The sequence below is a fragment of the Massilia sp. P2_C2 genome (assembly GCF_056404615.1).
Genome location: NZ_JBFUDR010000022.1, coordinates 18,645 through 36,951, shown reverse-complemented (window position 1 = coordinate 36,951; position 18,307 = coordinate 18,645). Strand labels below are relative to the sequence as shown.

Below are 18,307 nucleotides of genomic sequence, written 5' to 3'. Positions count from 1 at the left end.
GCTAAACCTCTCCAAGGCACCTCGAAAAACCGTCGCGAGCGGCAGCAGTGTTGTTCGAGAAGCGCAGCTGTACGAAAGTACAGTGAGCATCGCAGAACGACACTGCAACGCGCAGCAGGTTTTGCGGCGTGCCCAAAACAAAACGCCGCGGGCAGGTCGAACCTACACCGCGGCGTCGCAGCCATCTGGAGCTCGCTTACAGGCCGAGCGTCATCAGGCTTGTGTTACCCCCAGCCGCGGTCGTATTGATGCACAGGGCCCGTTCCGCCACCAGGCGCCACAGGGCGACCGGCGTGCCTGCGCGGGTGTCAACGATGCCGACGATGGCGCCCGCACGGGCCGCCAGCCGCGCCCGCAGATCCCCTTCCAGGCCCTGTTCGACGAGCGCCATGGCGACATCGCTGCCGTCCAGTTCCCGTGCGGAGATGAAACGCACGCGTTCCTGCACGGCGKCCGGCAAGGCGGGGATTGCTTCCATCAGCACGAGGGCGCGGTTGCCCGTCGCGAACGCGGCCGCCAGCTGATTCAGCAGGCTGGCGACACCGTCCGGCGCGCACAGGACGGTGCCGCGCGGCACGAAGTCGAGCTGGTTGCTTTCGCCGGTCGGGCCCGGTAACTCGATGCGGACGCCGTCCAGCGTCGTTTCCATATAACCCTCCGCCAGCGTCGCCACGTCGCCGTGGCCGTTGCCGCGGGCCCAGGCGAGCAGCGCATCCAGTGCGGGATTGCTGCGTTGAGCACGTTTTACCAGCGGCGGCGCATCCTGTTGCAGGCGCTTCAGGTACAGCGGGCCGCCGGCCTTGGGACCGGTGCCGGATTTACCTTCTCCGCCGAACGGCTGCACGCCGACGACGGCGCCGACGATGTTGCGGTTCACGTAGATGTTGCCGACGTGGGCGCGCGTCGTGATGAAAGCGATGGTTTCGTCGATGCGCGAATGCACGCCCAGGGTCAGGCCATAGCCGGTGGCGTTGATCGTGTCGACGACCTTGTCCAGCTCGGCACGGCGCCAGCGCACGACGTGCAGCACGGGACCGAACACTTCACGTTCGAGTTCGCGCATCGAACCGATCTCGAGCACGGTCGGCGGCACGAACGTGCCCTGCGCCTGCAGCGCATCCGGCAGGTCCAGCGAGAAATACTGCTTCGCCGTCGCGCGCATGCGCTCGATGTGGCCGAGCAGGTTCTGCTGGGCTTCCCGGTCGATGACGGGGCCGATGTCCGTGGAAAGTCGATCCGGTACGCCCACGCGCAACTCCTGCATCGCCCCTTTGAGCATCCTGATCGTCTTGTTCGCGATATCTTCCTGCAGGAACAGCACGCGCAGCGCGGAGCAGCGCTGGCCGGCGCTGTCGAACGCGGACGTGAGCACGTCCTGCACGACCTGTTCCGGCAGCGCGGACGAATCGACGATCAACGCATTCTGGCCGCCCGTCTCGGCGATCAGCGGGATGTCGCAACCTTCCTTCACCGCCCGTGCGGCCAACGTGCGGTTGATCAATTGAGCGACTTCCGTCGAGCCCGTAAAAATCACGGCTTTTACGCGCGTATCGGCGGTGAGCGCGGCACCGACGGTCTCGCCGCGGCCCGGCAGCAGTTGCAGCGCGCCTTTCGGCACACCGGCTTCGTGGAACAATTGCACCGCGCGGTGGGCGATCAGCGGCGTCTGCTCCGCCGGTTTCGCCAGCACGACGTTGCCGGCAGCCAGCGCAGCCGCAACCTGGCCCGTAAAAATGGCCAGCGGGAAGTTCCATGGGCTGATGCATGCGACCGCACCCAGCGCGCGGGCTTGCGGTGCATTGCGGATTTCGGCCGCGTAATAGCGCAGGAAATCGACGGCCTCACGCACCTCGGCGATCGCGTTCGGCAGCGATTTGCCCGCTTCGCGCACGGCCAGGGCCATCAGTTCGCCGCGACGTTGTTCGAACAGATCGCCGACCTTGGCGATGATGTCGGCGCGGGCGGCATTACCGAGTCCCTCCCAGCCCGGCGCGGCGATGATCGCCGCCTGCAGTGCGGTGTCGACGTCGGCTGTCGTCGCGTCAAGTGCCTGGCCGACGATGTCCGCCGACTGCGCCGGATTGACGACGTCCAGGGTGCCGGCCGCCGCCACGGGACCCTCGATCAGCGGCGCCGCCACGTAATGGCGCGGCGTGCCGAGGTCGGCGGCCAGTTCGGCCAGCATGTGTTCGTTCGTCAGGTCGAAGCCGGCCGAATTCCTGCGGCCGTCCGGGAACAGGGCCAACGGCAACGGAATGCGCGGATGCGGCCGGCAGTGCGCGGCACGCGCGGCCTCGAACGGGTCGGCCAGTAGCGTGTCGATGGGGACATTTTCATCGACGATCTGGTTCACGAACGACGAGTTGGCGCCGTTTTCCAGCAGGCGGCGCACGAGGTAGGCGAGCAGCGTCTCGTGCGAACCGACCGGCGCATAGATGCGGCACGCCTTGTTCAGGTTGTCGTTGCCGACGACCTGGTCGTACAGTGTCTCGCCCATGCCGTGAAGGCACTGGAATTCGTAGTTGGTGACGCCGTCGGCCCTGGCCCACGTATAGATCGTGGACAGCGAGTGCGCATTGTGCGTCGCGAACTGGGCGTAGATGACGTCCGTCGCGGCCAGCAGCTTGCGCGCGCACGTGAGGTACGACACGTCCGTGTACACCTTGCGCGTGTAGACCGGATAGCCCGGCAGGCCGTCGACCTGGGCGCGCTTGATTTCCGCATCCCAGTACGCGCCTTTTACCAACCGCACCATGAATTTGCGGCCGCTGCGGCGGGCGAGATCCACGACGAAGTCGATCACGAACGGGCAGCGTTTCTGGTATGCCTGCACGACGAGGCCGATGCCGTCGAAGCCGGCCAGCGCGGGGTCGGCGGCCAGCGCTTCCAGCATGTCGAGCGAGATTTCCAGGCGGTCCGCTTCCTCGGCGTCGATATTGATGCCGATGTTGTATTCCCTGGCGAGCAGCACGAGGTTGCGCACGCGCGGCAGCAGTTCTCCCATCACGCGGGCGTACTGCGCGCGGCCGTAGCGCGGGTGCAAGGCGGACAGCTTGATCGAGATGCCCGGACCATCCTTGATGCCGCGGCCATTCGAGGCCTTGCCGATCGCGTGGATGGCCGCTTCGTACGAGGCATAGTAATTATCCGCGTCGGATTCCGTCAGCGCGGCCTCGCCCAGCATGTCGTAGGAATAACGGTAGCCGCGGGCTTCGTTGTCGCGGCTGTTCTTCAGCGCCTCGTTGATGGTCTGGCCCGTGACGAACTGGTTGCCCAGCATGCGCATGGCCAGGTCGACGCCCTTGCGGATCAGCGGTTCRCCGCCCTTCGCGATCATGCGGGTGAGCGCGGCGCCGAGGCCGGTCTCGCTGCTGGACGACACCAGCTTGCCCGTGACGAGCAGCCCCCAGGTGGCGGCGTTCACGAACAGCGACGGCGATTCGCCCAGGTGTTTTTTCCAGTCGCCCTTGCTGATCTTGTCCGCGATCAGGCGGTCGGCCGTTTCCTTGTCGGGAATACGCAGCAGCGCTTCGGCCAGGCACATCAGTGCGACGCCTTCTTCGGACGACAACGAGAATTCGTGCATCAGCGCATCGACGCCCGACGAGCGCGTGCGTTTTTCGCGCACGGACGAGACGAGGCGGTGCGCCAGCAGATAGGCGTCGGCGTTGGCGCAGGCCCCCTGGGCCAGCAGCCATTCGACGGCGCTGGTCTCGTCACGGCGGTAGGCGGCGGTGATCGCGGCGCGCAGCGGCGCCTGGTCGCGGCGGGTTTCGGCCTGCAGCGCGTCGAAGGGGACGTAGGTGGTAGCCGGGAAGGCGGCAATGTTCATGGGGGTGTCTATCGAAAGTGAAGGGCGACCGCCAGCAAAACGCGCCGCGCCGCAGGCGTTTTGTGCTTGGATCAATGATTCGATTTTAGAAGGAAATCTTCTGGATTAATTCTGTTTTTACAGAACACTAGCAATAGATAGTTTTTGGTGAGAGAATTTCACCAAATAATATTTATTCTGGAGAGAGCGGAACATGTTGGACAAAATCAGCAAGAAGATCCTTGCGGAATTGCAAAACGACGGGCGGATCAGCAACGTCGAACTGGCTGCGCGCGTCAACCTGTCGCCGGCCGCCTGCCTCGAGCGCGTGCGCAAGCTGCACGAGTCGGGCTACATCATGGGCTATACGGCCCAGTTGAATCCACAATTGCTGGACGTATCGCTACTCGTATTCATCGAAGTGGTGCTGGACCGCACGACACCGGAAGTCTTCGACGCCTTCAAGCAGAGCGTCCAGCTGATTCCCGAAGTGCTCGAGTGCCATATGGTCGCCGGCGGCTTCGATTACCTCGTCAAGGCGCGCGTCAAGGATATGGCAGCTTACCGCGAATTCCTCGGCAAGACTTTACTGCAGAAAGGCGTGCGCGAGACGCACACTTATGCCGTGATGGAAGAAGTCAAGAACACGACCAAGCTCCCCATCAAATGACCGCTGCGCCGCCGCCATGCTCGGGCGGGCGGCGGCCATGATCGCACTATGCTCAGGCGATCTTTTCCATCTTTTCCGACGCTTCCGACTTCTGCGGCAGCATCTTTTGCGCCGTCGCCGACAGGCCTTCCAGGTTCTTGCGCAGCCAGCGGTGTGCCGGGCTCCGGCCGTCGCGTTCGTGCCACAGCATGTCCAGGTGCACGGCCGGCAGATGGAACGGCAACTCGCGCCAGATCAACTGGTCGGCCGCGCCCGTCGAGGCGATCAGGTGCTTCGGCAAGACCGTCACGAGGTCCGAGTTGGCGACCACGCGGCCTGCCGTGAAGAACTGGTTCACCGTCAGCAGGATGCGTCGTTCGCGGCCGAGCTGGGCCAGCGCCTCGTCGACGAGGCCGTGCGCGCGGCCGGAAAAGCTCACGAGCAGGTGATTCGCCTTGCAGTAATCGTCCAGGTCGAGATTGCCCTGGGCCAGCGGGTGATTCTTGCGCATCACGATCACGTATTCGCCGGAGTACAGGCGCTCGTGGCGGATCGGCGAACCCGTTTCATACGACAGCTGGGCCGCGACACCGGGAAAGAAGCCGACGGCAAGGTCGATGTCGCCGCGCAGCAGCATGGGGCGCGGCTCGCGCGTCGTCAGCGGCACCATGCGGATATTCACGCCCGGTGCCTCTTTTTCGATCGAGCGCACGAGCGAGGGCAGCCACAGGGCCGCGGTGGCGTCGGCCATCGCCATGCGGAAGGTGGCCTGGGCCTTCGAAACATCGAAGGTTTCCGGCATCACGGCCGCTTCCAGCGCGGCCAGGGCCTGGCGCACTGCCGGCCACAGGGCTTCCGCGCGCGGCGTCGGCTTGACGCCGTAGGCCGTGCGGATCAATAACTCGTCACCCAGGCTTTCGCGCAGGCGTTTGATGGCGTTCGAGACGGCCGGCTGGGTCATCGCGAGATGGCCGGCAGCGCGCGTGAGGTTTTGCTCGGTCATGACGGCGTCGAAGACGCGGAGCAGGTTCAAATCAAGCGTAAGGAAGCTCATAGGACTCCGTTCAGGCCTAGCAAATGATTAATCGGTGTCACAAGTGTACCCGATTTCCATTCACAATCAATATAAGAGCTATCAGTAAGCGTAATTAGATTTATATGTTGCGTTGCACTATAGTGACATGGAACGAATAGATCAGCTAGCTCCTCCGCGTTTTACCATGTCTTTCTCCGCAACCCTGTTCCAAACCCCGGTGCTGGCCCTGCCCTTCACCCACTTCCTGCTCGCCATGGTCCAGCTGACCCTGCTGGGCGGCATCCTGATGTTCTTCCGTCCCCTGCTGGTTGGCATCGCCCGTGCGCTGGTGCTGGTCGTCCGCCCCCGTCCGACGAAGGATGAGCTGGCTGCACGCCGCAAGAAGCGCGCGCAAACCGCCACGGCTGTCCAGGCCGCTACGGCCGACGTCGGCGTCGTCGTTTCACATTGATGCCTGCAGTTTAGTCTACACAGCTTCCTCGCCGAAAGCGGCGTCCGGGTAACCGGGTGCCGCTTTTTTTCGTCCCTCGTTTCCTCCTTCGCCCGCTCCGTCGCCGATGACGGTGCCGTTGCTCGTCGTTTTCACCCTGAAACGTAAGCCAGTCTCACCCGTCGCCGGTAACTCCGGGTCGATCGGGTTTTCTGGCGATTTTTTGCCATTTCGATTTAACAATCAGTCGTTAATAGATGGAGTCAGCAAAAAATCGATGATGTATGAATTGATGAGTTGACGGTGTGTTGTGTGATGATGTGGCTGTATTGCATGAATATCGATGAAATTCCATAATGACCGCGCGTATATTGATCGTGCGTGGTCGGCGGGCATGAAATGAACAAGATGGCGTATTATGGATGAGTTTTTCATGAATATGAGCAGATGATATACGGAGTTCATGATTGGTAGTATAGTATTGATGAGTTATAGTAATCATCGATTCTGTCGAAAGGATGAGGCGCCAGAGCCGTCGGCGCGTGCGTTGGCCTCCCCCCTCATCCAGAAAATCGGCAGGCACGCAGTCAAAAAATCGGGGAAAGACGAAGACGGCACCGGAACGGACGGCACCAAAGAAAAAACGCGGCCGCCGGTTGCCCGGAGCCGCGTTTCAGGGGAGGAAATGGCGAATTATCTCGCTTCGCCCAGCAGCGCCGGCTTGAGCGAGCGGTCGACCGGCTTCTCGCCCAGCCAGATGCGCAGGATCGCGTTGTAGAAACTGATGTCGGGGATGGGGCCGCCCAGCTTCTGGCCGTTCAGCTCGGCCTGCGTGCCGGTGCCCGGGATCCAGTCCAGGTGCAGCACGTCGCCCTTCTTGAGGCCGTCGACGGAGGCGAAGATCTCTCCGATCTTGCTGATCTGGGACACGATGCGCTGCTTCTCAGTCTCAATGCTGCAAGAGCACAAACGGGGGGCCGATTCTCATGTCCTGTGAGTGAACACGCCAAAAGAAAAGCCGGCGCAGGGCCGGCTCGGAGGATCAGGCCGCTTTGGCCTTCTCGGCAGTCAGGCGTTCGTATTTCGCCTGAAGCTGTTCGCGCGTTTCGCGCCATTCGGGATTGAACGGAATGCAGGCGACGGGGCAGACCTGCTGGCACTGCGGTTCGTCGAAGTGGCCGACGCATTCCGTGCACTTGTGCGGATCGATCTGGTAGAACTCTTCGCCCATCGAGATCGCGTCGTTCGGGCACTCGGGCTCGCACACATCGCAATTGATGCAGTCGTCGGTAATCAGTAATGCCATGACAACCCAACCTTACGCTTTCGGCGCGGCCGCCAGCGAAGCGATTTTCTTTTGCAGCCAGCGGTCGACCGAGGGGAACACGAATTTGGACACGTCGCCGCCCAGCATCGCGATCTCGCGCACGATGGTGCCGGAGATGAACTGGTACTGGTCGGACGGGGTCAGGAACAGGGTTTCGACGTCGGGCAGCAGATAGCGGTTCATGCCCGCCATCTGGAACTCGTATTCGAAATCGGACACGGCACGCAGGCCGCGCACGATCACGCGTGCGTCGTGCTCGCGCACAAAATCCTTGAGCAGGCCGGAAAAGCTTTCGACCTTCACGTTCGGATAATGGCCCAGCACTTCGTTGGCGATTTCCAGGCGCTCGGCGAGCGAGAAGAACGGACGCTTGTTCTTGCTGTCGGCGACCCCGACCACCAGGGTATCGAACAGACCCGATGCGCGGCGCACCAAATCCTCGTGGCCGCGGGTGAGCGGATCAAATGTTCCTGGATAAACGGCTACAACCATTACGGCTCCCTGGAGAATGCACCTGAATAGACGCGCATTATGCCTGAAATTTCGGCAGCCGCCCCGGGTCGGGACCTCATTTGCTTATTATTTAAGCACTTTTGTCCCGAAAAGCGGTGTATTAATGCAACTTTAGCAGGTGGTAATGCACCATGCCGGCCTTGTCGGCACGCACGAGCTGCCAGGACTGCAGCCATTCGGGGACGTCGTCGGCTGCGGCGTCCGCCTCCGCGAACGGCAGGCGATCGCCCGATTCGGCATACACGAGGCCGCCTTCGTTCAGCAGTTGCGCGCACAGCGGCAGGGCCTGGATGAGGAAGTCCTGCTGATAAGGCGGGTCGAGGAAGATGACGTCGAAGCGCTGGCCGCGCTGGATGCAGTCGCGTGCCATGGCGAGGGCGTCGGCGCGCAGCACGCGCACGTTATCCGCCTTGAGCTTGTCCTTGATCAGTTCGAGCTGGCGCACGACGGGACCGACGGTGTCGACCATCGTGACGGAACGTGCGCCGCGGCTGGCGGCCTCGAAGCCGAGGGCGCCGCTGCCGGCGAACAGGTCGAGGCAGTCGGCGCGGTCCCAGTCGCCGGTCATCTGGTGGTTAATCCAGTTGAAGACGGTTTCACGGACGCGGTCGGGCGTCGGGCGCAGGCCGAAGGCGTCGAGGACGGGGAGTGGAGTGCGTTTCCAGGTGCCGCCGATGATGCGGACCTGTTGGGGCGGGCCGGGACGGCGGGCGTAGGTGGGGGCGGACTTCTTTTTTTGCATTCCCAAATATATCACGTAGGGTGGGTACCCCTGTGCCCACCAAACGCATGCGGTTCGCGAACGTTATGGTGGGCACGTTTCATTTGGGGCCGCAGGCCCCAAATGCCCACCCTACGGCAGCTACATCGCCTTATTTGCCGGACGCGAGGGCATTGAAATCGTTGATCCACCCCTGCATGCGTTTCTGCGCATGGGCTTTCTGGTCCGGCGTCGTGAGGCGGATCGCCGTCAGGATGAATTTCGACGTGTTGTCCACATACGCATCGAAGAAGGCCTTGCGGTCCGGTGCATCCATGCGGTCGAAGAATTCGCGCAGCAGGTCGTGGATCGCCGACATCGTCTGTTCCTTGTTCAGCTTGTCCCGATGGATCCGCTGCAGCAGCGCGACGATTTTTTTCTGGCGCATCATGCGTTCCTGCAGCCAGATCTCGTTGTCGAGCGGACGCGCGTCGGAGGCTTTACGAAGTGCCGCTTCCTGGTCGCGGTTGAAGTTGCCGAACCACAGTTCGAGCTGCTCCATCGCCTTTTTAAAACGGGCTTTATGCTGGTCCTCGACACTGCCGCTCATGAATTTCTTGCGGAAGTCTTCATTATTCTTCGCGAATTTCTTTTCCATTTGCGCGATCTGGTCCGGCTTGATCGACATCGCCAGGTCGGCCAGTTCCGGCAACGCTTTAAATGCCAGCAATTCCGTGCGCGTCTTGACGTCGCGGTAGTCGGACAGCAGCTCGTCCTGGGTGACGCTGCCGTCGCCGAGCTGGCGCTGCATCTTGGACAGCAGGCCGGCGTAGTCGCGCAACTGCGTCGTGCGATGCCACTGGAGCAGCTCGTCGATGTCTTTCTTGACCCAGTCGGACTGGTCGCTGTCGAGATCGAGATAAGCATTCAACCACCAGTACAGCAGGGTGTCGCCGTGGTTGTAGGTGAAGCGGATGGCGCTGCAGGCGCTCAGCAGCGCGATGCAAGCGATCAGAATCAGCAGGCGCGCCTGCTGGAGCACGGTGGGGTACGTGTTAAACTTTTTCATCTTTTTTAACTGATTTGAGAACGGCTTATGAACGTAGTCATCCTCGCCGCCGGCATGGGAAAGCGCATGCAATCCGCCCTGCCGAAAGTCCTGCATCCATTGGCTGGCAAGCCGCTGTTGCAACATGTTATCAATACGGCACGTAGCCTGAACCCGAACAAATTATGCGTGATTTACGGGCACGGCGGCGCAGTGGTGCCGAGTGCGGTGCAGGCGTGGTCGGCCGAGGGTAGTGTGGCGATCGACACCGCGCTGCAGGAACCGCAGCTGGGCACTGGTCATGCCGTGATGCAGGCGCTGCCGCAGATCGACGAGGATGCGCCGACCCTCGTATTGTACGGCGACGTGCCGCTGACGACGATCGCCTCGCTGCGCCGCCTGGTCGAGGCCGCGGGTGACGACAAGCTGGCGATCCTTACCGTCGAGCAGGCGAACCCGTTCGGACTGGGCCGCATCGTGCGCGAAAACGGCAACATCGTGCGCATCGTCGAGGAAAAGGATGCCAGCGAGGCCGAGCGTGCCATCAAGGAAATCAACAGCGGCATCATGGTGATCCCGACCCGCTTCCTGACCGGCTGGCTCGGCGCGCTGAAGAACAATAATGCGCAGGGCGAGTACTACCTGACGGACATCGTCGCGCAGGCCGTGGCGGCCGGGGTGCCGGTCGTGTCCGCGCAGCCGTCGGCCGAATGGGAAGTCGCCGGCGTGAACAGCAAGGTGCAACTGGCCGAACTCGAGCGCCGCCACCAGCTGAACATCGCCACCGCCCTGCTCGAAAAGGGCGTGACCCTGCTGGATCCGGCCCGCATCGACGTGCGCGGCGAACTCGTCTGCGGACGCGACGTCATCATCGACGTCGGCTGCGTCTTCGAAGGCCGCGTGGAACTCGGCGACGGCGTGACCATCGGCGCCAACAGCGTGCTCGTGGATACGACCGTCGCGGCGGGCGCGCAGATCAAGCCATTCTGCCACCTGGAAGACGCCGTGGTGGGTGCGAAATCGATCATCGGCCCGTACGCGCGTCTGCGCCCGGGGACGGAACTGGGCGAAGACGTCCACGTCGGCAACTTTGTCGAGATCAAGAACAGCAAGGTCGCCGCGCACAGCAAGGCGAATCACCTGGCCTACGTGGGCGATGCCGACGTCGGCTCGCGCGTCAACATCGGCGCCGGCACGATCACCTGCAACTACGATGGCGCCAATAAATTCCGCACGACCATCGAAGACGATGTCTTCATCGGCAGCGACAGCCAACTGGTGGCCCCGGTCACGGTCGGCAAGGGCGCGACGCTCGGCGCCGGCACGACGCTGACCAAGGATGCGCCGGCCGGCAAGCTGACGATTTCCCGTCCGAAGCAGCTGACGATCGAGAACTGGAAGCGTCCGGTCAAGGTCAAGAAGTAAGCTGTCCACCGGCTACGCACAGGCAGTCCACGGCAAATTCACAGCCTGATCCACTGTCTGTGCACAGGGATGTCAACTGGCCGTCCACAYCATCTTCCACAGAGTCATCCACAGGCCCGCCGCGTCGTTCTGGTGGGCCTGATCGTTTCAGAAACCCGCTAACATGCGCATTTCGCAGGAGATGCCGACAGGGACGCGTCGACACATCCCGCATATGCGCACAAAGTTATCCACAGGTTGAATATTTCCGATGTGCGCCGGGTCAGAGTGCGATTCTCGTCTCGAACTTGCTGCGGAACGTCGAGAAATACGCTTTGACGTTGCGCACATTGCTGTGCGTGGTGAACAGGCGGTGCGCCAACGCATGGTAGGCGGGCATGTCGGCCACTTGCACGACGAGCACGAAATCCGGCCCGGGCGACACGCGATAGCACTGCAACACCGCCGCCTCGTCCGCGACGACGCCTTCGAATTCCGCCATGCGGTCGGCCGCCTGCACATCGAGCGTGATCTCGACGATGGCCGACAGGCGCGAGCCGACCTTGTCGGGTGCGACGATGGCAACTTGCCTCTCGATAACACCATTTTCCCTGAGCTGTTTGACACGACGCAGGCAAGTCGGCGGAGAGACGTGTACCAATTCCGCCAATTCCGCATTCGTATGCGATCCATCAACTTGCAGGATGTTCAGGATGCGACGATCCAGATCGTCAAGCATCGGAGTCTCTGGCGACATATAACTAAAATTTTCCGAGTAGATTGAAAGAATATTTCATAGTATAGGCAGTGTGAAATAATCTATCAAAATAGGCTGCACTTAGAAAGCTTATTTCATGAACTCTGCTCTAGAGTGGCGCATCAATCGATTTTGGAGGTTTTTCCCCATGTGTGGCATTGTCGGAGCGGTCGCCCAGCGCAACATCACCCCAGTTCTCATCGAAGGCCTGAAGCGCCTCGAATACCGCGGCTATGATTCCTGCGGCGTGGCCCTGCACGTGGACGGCCACCTGGCCCGTTCGCGCAGCACCTCGCGCGTGGCCGACCTGGAATCCCAGATCCAGGAAACCCACCTGCAAGGTTTCACGGGTATCGCCCACACCCGCTGGGCTACGCACGGCGCCCCGGCCACCAAGAATGCCCACCCGCACTTCTCGCCGAGCAGCGACGATGCGCGCATCGCCCTCGTCCACAACGGCATCATCGAAAACCACGACGAACTGCGCGCCGAACTGACCGCGCTGGGCTATGTGTTCCAGAGCCAGACCGACACCGAGGTCATTGCTCACCTGGTCGACCGCATGTACAACGGCGACCTGTTCGACACCGTGCAACAGGCCGTCAAGCGCCTGCATGGCGCGTACGCGATCGCCGTGTTCTGCCGCGAAGAACCGCACCGCGTGGTGGCCGCGCGCCAGGGCTCGCCGCTGATCGTCGGCCTGGGCAAAGGCGAAAACTTCGTCGCCTCCGACGCGATGGCGCTGGCCGGCACCACCGACCAGATCATCTACCTGGAAGAAGGCGACGTGGTCGACCTGCAACTGGCCCGCTACTGGATCGTCGACGCCGAGGGCCGTTCGGCCGAGCGCGAAGTCAAGACCGTGCACGCCCACACGGGTGCCGCCGAGCTGGGCCCGTACCGCCACTACATGCAGAAGGAAATCTTCGAACAGCCGCGCGTCGTCGGCGACACGCTGGAAGGCGTGACGGGCATCATGCCGGAACTGTTCGGCGACCAGGCGTTCCGCGTGTTCAGGGAAATCGACCGCGTGCTGATCCTGGCCTGCGGCACCAGCTATTACGCGGGCCTGACGGCCAAGTACTGGATCGAATCCGTCGCCAAGCTGCCGGTGAACGTCGAGATCGCCAGCGAATACCGCTACCGCGACAGCGTCCCGCACCCGAACACCCTCGTCGTGACGATCTCGCAATCGGGCGAGACGGCCGACACGCTGGCCGCGCTGAAGCACGCGCGCAGCCTGGGCATGACGAATACGCTGACGATCTGCAACGTTTCCACGAGCGCCATGGTGCGCGAGTGCAAGCTGGCCTACATCACCCGCGCCGGCGTCGAAGTGGGCGTGGCCTCGACCAAGGCCTTCACCACGCAGCTGGTCGCCCTGTTCCTGCTCACGCTGACCCTGGCGCAAGTCAACGGCCGCCTGAGCGACGAGCAGGAAACGAACTACCTGAAGCAGATGCGCCACCTGCCGGTTGCGGTGTCGTCCGTGCTGGCGCTGGAGCCGCTGGTGATCGCCTGGGCCGAGGAATTCGCACGCAAGGAAAACGCCCTGTTCCTGGGCCGCGGCCTCCACTAYCCGATCGCGCTGGAAGGCGCGCTGAAGCTCAAGGAAATCTCGTACATCCACGCCGAAGCCTACCCGGCCGGCGAACTGAAGCACGGCCCGCTGGCGCTGGTGACGGAAGAGATGCCGGTGGTGACGATCGCTCCGAACGACGCCCTGCTGGAAAAGCTGAAGTCGAATATGCAGGAAGTGCGCGCCCGTGGCGGTCAACTGTATGTGTTCGCCGACGTCGATACGCAAATCACGTCGAGCGAAGGTGTACACGTGATCCGTTTGCCGGAGCACTATGGGCTGCTGTCGCCGATTCTGCACGTGGTGGCGTTGCAGTTGCTGGCGTATCACACGGCGCTGGCGCGTGGGACGGATGTGGATAAGCCGAGGAATCTGGCGAAGTCGGTGACGGTTGAGTAACGACGCAACGATGATGAAGCCCATGTGTCCGGACTTGGCCACATGGGTTTTTTTTTATGTCGGTCACGGATCAGCGCCGCGGGCATCAGGCCGTTAGCGGACGCGTGGATTTTGATCGTCCGCTGCTTTCCCAGTGGCTTTGAATGATAGGTCGCGCCAAGCCATGGAACAGCTTGCGCATCCTTCCCTTTTCGTCTTTGTGAGAAGAACGGGATCGCGTTGCTGGCGCAGATGTCGGTCGCGCACGGCACGGCCGGAACGGTGACGTGATATCCCGGCTCATGGACGTCCAGTGCAGCGATACCGGTTTTTTATATCACTTCAACGAAAAATCTGAATTGTTACCGGCACATTTGTCTGATAGCGTGCCGCTGAGTTTATCGATCAGGACGACCATGATGCAGGCTAAGGCTTCTCGACGCCACGAGGCGTTGTCCTTGCAAGGTCGGCCACCTTAACGGCCGGGGACGCCCGAAGAATTGAATGGAGAAAGTCATGGTAAAACGCGCATTTATCCCAACCGGCCTTGTCTTGTGCGCCGCCCTTCTGATCAGCGTCGGGGCGGTCGCGCAGGTGGGACCCAAGCCCTTCATCAGCTATTTCCGGCCCATGCCCGTACCGGGTACCTTGTCGGCCTCCGCCTGGGGCGCCGCCACGGTCGGGCCTCGCGACCCGGACAATGGCCTGGAAGACCGGACGCTCGCCCAATGGAACTATTGGGACGGTGTGATCCTCAAGGCGCCGGACGGGAGTTACCGCCTGTTCGGCAGCCGCTGGGAGCAGGCGAAGGGTCATGGAGAATGGTGGAACTCCAAGGCCATCGAGGCCGCCAGTACGAAACTGACCGGGCCCTATCTCGACCGCGGCCTGCTCTGGCCCGACAATGAAAACGGGYGCGGGCACAATGTCATTGCGCTACGACTGCACGACGGCACCTACGCCGTCATCATCAGCGAAACGCGCAACACCGCGGTGTTCGTATCCGACTCCATTGATGGCCCATGGCGTCTTTCCGGTGAAATCGCGGTCGATCAGAGCCAATATCACTCGCTGAGCGACGCCGGGCCGGGCGGCGGCGATCTGACGGGGCCGGCTCCGAAGCCATGGCATGGTTCCAACGTCAATATCGTCGAAAGACCCGGCGGCGGCTTCCTGATGATCCAGAGGTCGGGCCAGATTCTCGTCAGCGAAAAAAGCCTGCTTGGTCCCTACAAGGTCACGGGCGACAGCATTTATCGTGGCCTGCCGGGGCTGCCGCAGTTCCATCTGCAGAGCCTCGAAGATCCCGTGATCTGGTTCAGCGGCGGCTGGTATCACGTCCTGGTCAATAACTGGGAGCAGCGTCGCGCCTACCACCTGATTTCGCGCGATGGCATAAGCGGCTGGAAATTCCAGGGGCTGGCCTATGAACCAGGCGCCGACTTCATCCGCTATGCGAACGGCGTGGTCAATCACTGGAACAAGCTCGAGCGACCCGGCGTCGTCCTGGAAAACGGCCATGTCGTCGCGCTGACCTTTGCGGTGATCGATGTCCCCAAGGAGGAAGAGACCCCCGGCAGCCACCACGGCAGCAAGGTGATTGTCGTTCCCTTCGACGGGGCGGCTATGGACAGGGACCTCGCATCCGTGCGCTGAACCGGTTTCGACCAGCAAATGCAGTCTACTCCCAGCCCGGCTTGGCCACTGCAGTGATGGATTTGTGCAACAAAGCCACTCCGCGATGTACTGGCCACTGATGGTCGCCGACTGCTGTTTTGAGCGGTTGCGTGCCGTCATTTGACAAATATGGGAGCACGTCAACAGGGCACCCAACTACTGCAGAGCGAGATTTGACAAACATTAACGGACCGGCAACATGCCTAAGCTGTTGATTTTACGGACGCGGATTTGACAAACGTAATTTGATCTATTCAGCTACGACTCTTGAGCCGTACCGCGGCGCCGGATGCGAATACGGCGCCGCTTTCGATGTCCAGGTCAAGGCATCGGCCGGGTTAGTCCCTTGCAAGAGCAACCGTCATTGCATGGCCGTCATACGTAACCATGCGGTGCTTCGCGCGCGAGGACGCGGCACCGTGACCGCCGCCAGGCCCGACGACCACGAGGCGGAATTGGCGCTTTTCTTTCATTCCTGGAAAGTTACCCTGGCGCTCAAAAATGGTCAGTTTCCTGCCTGCCTCATCCCAGCGCATGTGCGTCAACGCGTATTCGCCACGCTCGTATCCCCATCCGTCGCCAGCGTCTTCGTAAAACGTGAATTCCCCACTCGCGCCGGGATAGACCCGCAGCTCGATCGGGGCACCGGCAACTTGCGACACATATTCCAGGACTGGGCCAATTGGAATGATGCTGCCGGCGCGGACATGAACCGGGATGCGCGCTAGCGGCGCATCGACCACGATCGTCCTTCCTCCCGCCTGCGATATCCCGGTCCAGAAATCGAACCAGGTTCCTTTCGGCAGATAGACTTCGCGGGTATGCGGTCCCTGCAGCGGAACTGACTTGGCGGCGTAATACATGGGTTCGAGCACGGGGCTGACCATGACGCCGTCGCCAAACAGCATCTGCGTCTTCAGATCGTACGTCCGAGGGTCGTCCGGGAATCCGAACGCAACTGGCCGGATGAACGAGGCTCCCTTCAGATAGACCAGTCCGGCCAACGAATAAATGAATGGCAGGAGGCGATACCGTAACTGAATGGACTCGATGATCGCATCGTAGAAGGGGGTCCCGGGCTCGCCGAAGTGCCACGGTTCACGTGGCGTATCCGTACCGTGACTGCGGAACATCGGCAAGAATACACCGAACTGCAGCCAGCGCGTGTAAAGCTCTCGATAGCCCGGATCCTCGACACCGGCATCGTAATCGCCATTCCAGAACCATTGCTTGCCACGCCGGACGAAGAATGCGCCAATATCGCACGTGATGTACGGGTTGCCCGATGCGCTGTAGCTCTGGAGCGCTACGACCTGCTGGGCAAGGACCGACCATCTGGCCGAAATGTCGCCAGTCCACACCACGGCGCCTGCCGCCTGGCTGCCAGCGTACGCCGAGCGCGTAAGGTTCACCAGGCGCTTGGCCGGTGAAGCCTTGCGCCAGTTCCGGTAAAGACTCTGCGAGTCCACCAAAGCATAGGCGTTGAGATATTGGGGATCGATAATCTTGGACAGGCTACGGATGTTGAGTTCGTCCGCATTATCAGGACGCCCGGCGTCCTGAACCCAATCGGCCACGTCGGGTTCGGTCGAGTCGCACCACCAGGCATCGATGCCATGTCGGCCGAGATACTGCCATGCGTGGTCGAAATAGAGGTCGCCGGCCTTGCGCTGGAAGAAATCGACGAAATCGGTGCCGGCCAGCGTGTAGCCATTGTCTTTCAGGGCCCTGCCCGGCGGATCAAGCGGACTCGGGTTCGGCCAGATGGAAATCATTACGTGGGTGTTCAGGTCATGCGCGGCCTTCGTCATGGCTGCGATGTCGGGATACCTTGTTGCCTCCGGAACGAAGCTGCCCCAATGCTTGGGCGCCCAGTAGTTCCAATCCTGGACGATGGTATCAAGCGGAATCTTGCGGCGACGGAACTGCTCGGCTGTCTCGACCAGATCCTGCTGGGTAACGTAACGCTCCTTCGATTGCACGTAGCCGAAGGCCCACTTGGGCAGCAATCTGGCGGGCCCCGTCAGTTCGCGGTAGCCCGCAATGGCGTCGTCGGCTTTTTCTCCGACGATCACGTAGTAATCAAGATCGTCTACGACATCGCTGGTAAGCGACATGCCGTCCGCGCCGTCGGCGAACGTGAACGCACTGTACGAATCGAACAGCAGGCCATAGCCGCGCGTCGAGGTCATGAACGGCACGACGATACGCAGATTATGTTGGTACAGCCTCTTTCGTTTCCCGCGCAAATTCAGGTCGTCGGTTTCATCGAAGCCCAGGCCATATAACGCCTCGTCGCCGTGTAAACCGAAACGCGCTGCGGCCTTCCAGGCGTCCCTGTCTTTCGTCTGCACATAGGCGCCCGCGACCTGCCGCTCACCGTCGACGGTTTTAATTCTGGTGACCGTGGCGGGGTCGGGCATGGACTTGAAGACTTCGACCCGTTCGAATGTGCGCGGTGACGCAGTGTTCTCTCGCAGGAGCAATGTGCCATCCGCTTTGCAGAACGAGAGCGCACCACTGCCGAGGTCCAGTTTTACCAGCATCCTGGAGGAGCGCAATGTGCATACCTCGTCATCACCGCCGATCTCGATGACGGACGGGCGACCGCCAGGGGCGGCGCGCATCAGGCTTGCGCGATCGGACCATTGCTGATTCGGAGTCGCCGTTACACGGACGATGTGATCGGTGACGAAGCTTATTCTCAAACGGGCATTGGCGGTCGTGCACTCCAGGCCCGTCCCGGTTTTGCGTACGTTCTGCACCGGCACAGTCCCTGACCCACCGTGCAGCAGTTTCTCGGCGGCGCTCGCGTACCTGGTCACCGTCAGTGCTGGCACCGCCCCGACGAACTGCATAAGTAGTTTTCTGCGGCTATACATTTGTCTCGGTTGTTTATTAATTATTAAGTACCATGGACGGTATCGCAAAGCGAGTCTGCTCGTCGCTTGCGTGGACGACGTACTCCACACTACGTAGAGCCATGTTATCGATCACC

14 protein-coding genes are annotated in these 18,307 nt (G+C 61.6%); 5 read left to right on the top strand and 9 right to left on the bottom strand.

The window, feature by feature from the left end; all coding sequences use genetic code 11:
• Positions 1-196: 196 nt before the first annotated feature.
• The gene (gene putA, locus AC1DYX_RS04615) at positions 197-3,832 is read right to left on the bottom strand and encodes a trifunctional transcriptional regulator/proline dehydrogenase/L-glutamate gamma-semialdehyde dehydrogenase (RefSeq protein ID WP_477256739.1); all 3,636 of its coding nucleotides are present in this window, start codon (positions 3,830-3,832) and stop codon (positions 197-199) included.
• A gap of 193 nt (positions 3,833-4,025) precedes the next feature.
• On the opposite strand from putA, the gene AC1DYX_RS04610 reads away from it, so the two are divergent.
• On the top strand, positions 4,026-4,481 hold the full coding sequence (locus AC1DYX_RS04610) for an Lrp/AsnC ligand binding domain-containing protein (RefSeq protein ID WP_056330333.1): 456 nt from the start codon (positions 4,026-4,028) through the stop codon (positions 4,479-4,481).
• Positions 4,482-4,533: 52 nt separating this feature from the next.
• On the opposite strand, the gene AC1DYX_RS04605 is transcribed toward AC1DYX_RS04610, so the two are convergent.
• Positions 4,534-5,514, bottom strand: a complete 981-nt coding sequence (locus AC1DYX_RS04605; RefSeq protein WP_477256736.1) for a LysR family transcriptional regulator — start codon at positions 5,512-5,514, stop codon at positions 4,534-4,536.
• A 166-nt stretch (positions 5,515-5,680) separates the two neighbouring features.
• Here AC1DYX_RS04605 and AC1DYX_RS04600 point away from each other — a divergent pair, with 166 nt between their 5' ends.
• A complete protein-coding gene (locus tag AC1DYX_RS04600; RefSeq protein ID WP_477256734.1) occupies positions 5,681-5,947 on the top strand; it encodes a hypothetical protein in 267 nt (88 codons plus the stop codon).
• Between the two features lie 672 nt (positions 5,948-6,619).
• On the opposite strand, the gene AC1DYX_RS04595 is transcribed toward AC1DYX_RS04600, so the two are convergent.
• The 5 genes from AC1DYX_RS04595 to AC1DYX_RS04575 all read right to left on the bottom strand — a co-directional run bounded on the left by AC1DYX_RS04595 (position 6,620) and on the right by AC1DYX_RS04575 (position 9,535).
• On the bottom strand, positions 6,620-6,895 hold the full coding sequence (locus AC1DYX_RS04595) for a chalcone isomerase family protein (RefSeq protein WP_477256732.1): 276 nt from the start codon (positions 6,893-6,895) through the stop codon (positions 6,620-6,622).
• A 73-nt stretch (positions 6,896-6,968) separates the two neighbouring features.
• A complete protein-coding gene (locus AC1DYX_RS04590; RefSeq protein WP_029757420.1) occupies positions 6,969-7,232 on the bottom strand; it encodes a YfhL family 4Fe-4S dicluster ferredoxin in 264 nt (87 codons plus the stop codon).
• A 12-nt stretch (positions 7,233-7,244) separates the two neighbouring features.
• A complete protein-coding gene (gene coaD, locus AC1DYX_RS04585) occupies positions 7,245-7,745 on the bottom strand; it encodes a pantetheine-phosphate adenylyltransferase (protein WP_029757421.1) in 501 nt (166 codons plus the stop codon).
• Between the two features lie 121 nt (positions 7,746-7,866).
• Positions 7,867-8,508, bottom strand: a complete 642-nt coding sequence (rsmD, locus tag AC1DYX_RS04580; RefSeq protein ID WP_477256729.1) for a 16S rRNA (guanine(966)-N(2))-methyltransferase RsmD — start codon at positions 8,506-8,508, stop codon at positions 7,867-7,869.
• A gap of 130 nt (positions 8,509-8,638) precedes the next feature.
• A complete protein-coding gene (locus tag AC1DYX_RS04575) occupies positions 8,639-9,535 on the bottom strand; it encodes a DUF6279 family lipoprotein (RefSeq protein ID WP_477256727.1) in 897 nt (298 codons plus the stop codon).
• Positions 9,536-9,562: 27 nt separating this feature from the next.
• Here AC1DYX_RS04575 and glmU point away from each other — a divergent pair, with 27 nt between their 5' ends.
• The gene (gene glmU / locus AC1DYX_RS04570) at positions 9,563-10,939 is read left to right on the top strand and encodes a bifunctional UDP-N-acetylglucosamine diphosphorylase/glucosamine-1-phosphate N-acetyltransferase GlmU (protein ID WP_477256725.1); all 1,377 of its coding nucleotides are present in this window, start codon (positions 9,563-9,565) and stop codon (positions 10,937-10,939) included.
• Between the two features lie 262 nt (positions 10,940-11,201).
• Here glmU and AC1DYX_RS04565 read toward each other — a convergent pair whose 3' ends face one another.
• Positions 11,202-11,657 carry an Lrp/AsnC family transcriptional regulator gene (locus AC1DYX_RS04565; RefSeq protein WP_477256723.1) on the bottom strand — a complete coding sequence of 152 codons (456 nt, stop codon included), beginning with the start codon at positions 11,655-11,657 and terminating at the stop codon, positions 11,202-11,204.
• Positions 11,658-11,823: 166 nt separating this feature from the next.
• Here AC1DYX_RS04565 and glmS point away from each other — a divergent pair, with 166 nt between their 5' ends.
• Positions 11,824-13,653 carry a glutamine--fructose-6-phosphate transaminase (isomerizing) gene (gene glmS, locus AC1DYX_RS04560; protein WP_477256720.1) on the top strand — a complete coding sequence of 610 codons (1,830 nt, stop codon included), beginning with the start codon at positions 11,824-11,826 and terminating at the stop codon, positions 13,651-13,653.
• A 483-nt stretch (positions 13,654-14,136) separates the two neighbouring features.
• On the top strand, positions 14,137-15,288 hold the full coding sequence (locus AC1DYX_RS04555) for a glycoside hydrolase family protein (protein WP_477256718.1): 1,152 nt from the start codon (positions 14,137-14,139) through the stop codon (positions 15,286-15,288).
• A 359-nt stretch (positions 15,289-15,647) separates the two neighbouring features.
• Here AC1DYX_RS04555 and AC1DYX_RS04550 read toward each other — a convergent pair whose 3' ends face one another.
• Entirely contained in the window at positions 15,648-18,167 is a 2,520-nt protein-coding gene (locus AC1DYX_RS04550) for a glycoside hydrolase family 31 protein (protein ID WP_477256716.1), read from the bottom strand.
• Between the last annotated feature and the right edge of the window lie 140 nt (positions 18,168-18,307).

Coding starts and splice junctions, on each gene's coding strand:
- AC1DYX_RS04605 (WP_477256736.1), bottom strand. CDS start 5,514: ATGAGCTTCCTTACGCTTGATTTGAACCTGCTCCGCGTCTTCGACGCC.
- coaD (WP_029757421.1), bottom strand. CDS start 7,745: ATGGTTGTAGCCGTTTATCCAGGAACATTTGATCCGCTCACCCGCGGC.
- AC1DYX_RS04565 (WP_477256723.1), bottom strand. CDS start 11,657: ATGCTTGACGATCTGGATCGTCGCATCCTGAACATCCTGCAAGTTGAT.
- AC1DYX_RS04575 (WP_477256727.1), bottom strand. CDS start 9,535: ATGAAAAAGTTTAACACGTACCCCACCGTGCTCCAGCAGGCGCGCCTG.
- AC1DYX_RS04610 (WP_056330333.1), top strand. CDS start 4,026: ATGTTGGACAAAATCAGCAAGAAGATCCTTGCGGAATTGCAAAACGAC.
- rsmD (WP_477256729.1), bottom strand. CDS start 8,508: ATGCAAAAAAAGAAGTCCGCCCCCACCTACGCCCGCCGTCCCGGCCCG.
- glmU (WP_477256725.1), top strand. CDS start 9,563: ATGAACGTAGTCATCCTCGCCGCCGGCATGGGAAAGCGCATGCAATCC.
- AC1DYX_RS04590 (WP_029757420.1), bottom strand. CDS start 7,232: ATGGCATTACTGATTACCGACGACTGCATCAATTGCGATGTGTGCGAG.
- AC1DYX_RS04550 (WP_477256716.1), bottom strand. CDS start 18,167: ATGCAGTTCGTCGGGGCGGTGCCAGCACTGACGGTGACCAGGTACGCG.
- AC1DYX_RS04600 (WP_477256734.1), top strand. CDS start 5,681: ATGTCTTTCTCCGCAACCCTGTTCCAAACCCCGGTGCTGGCCCTGCCC.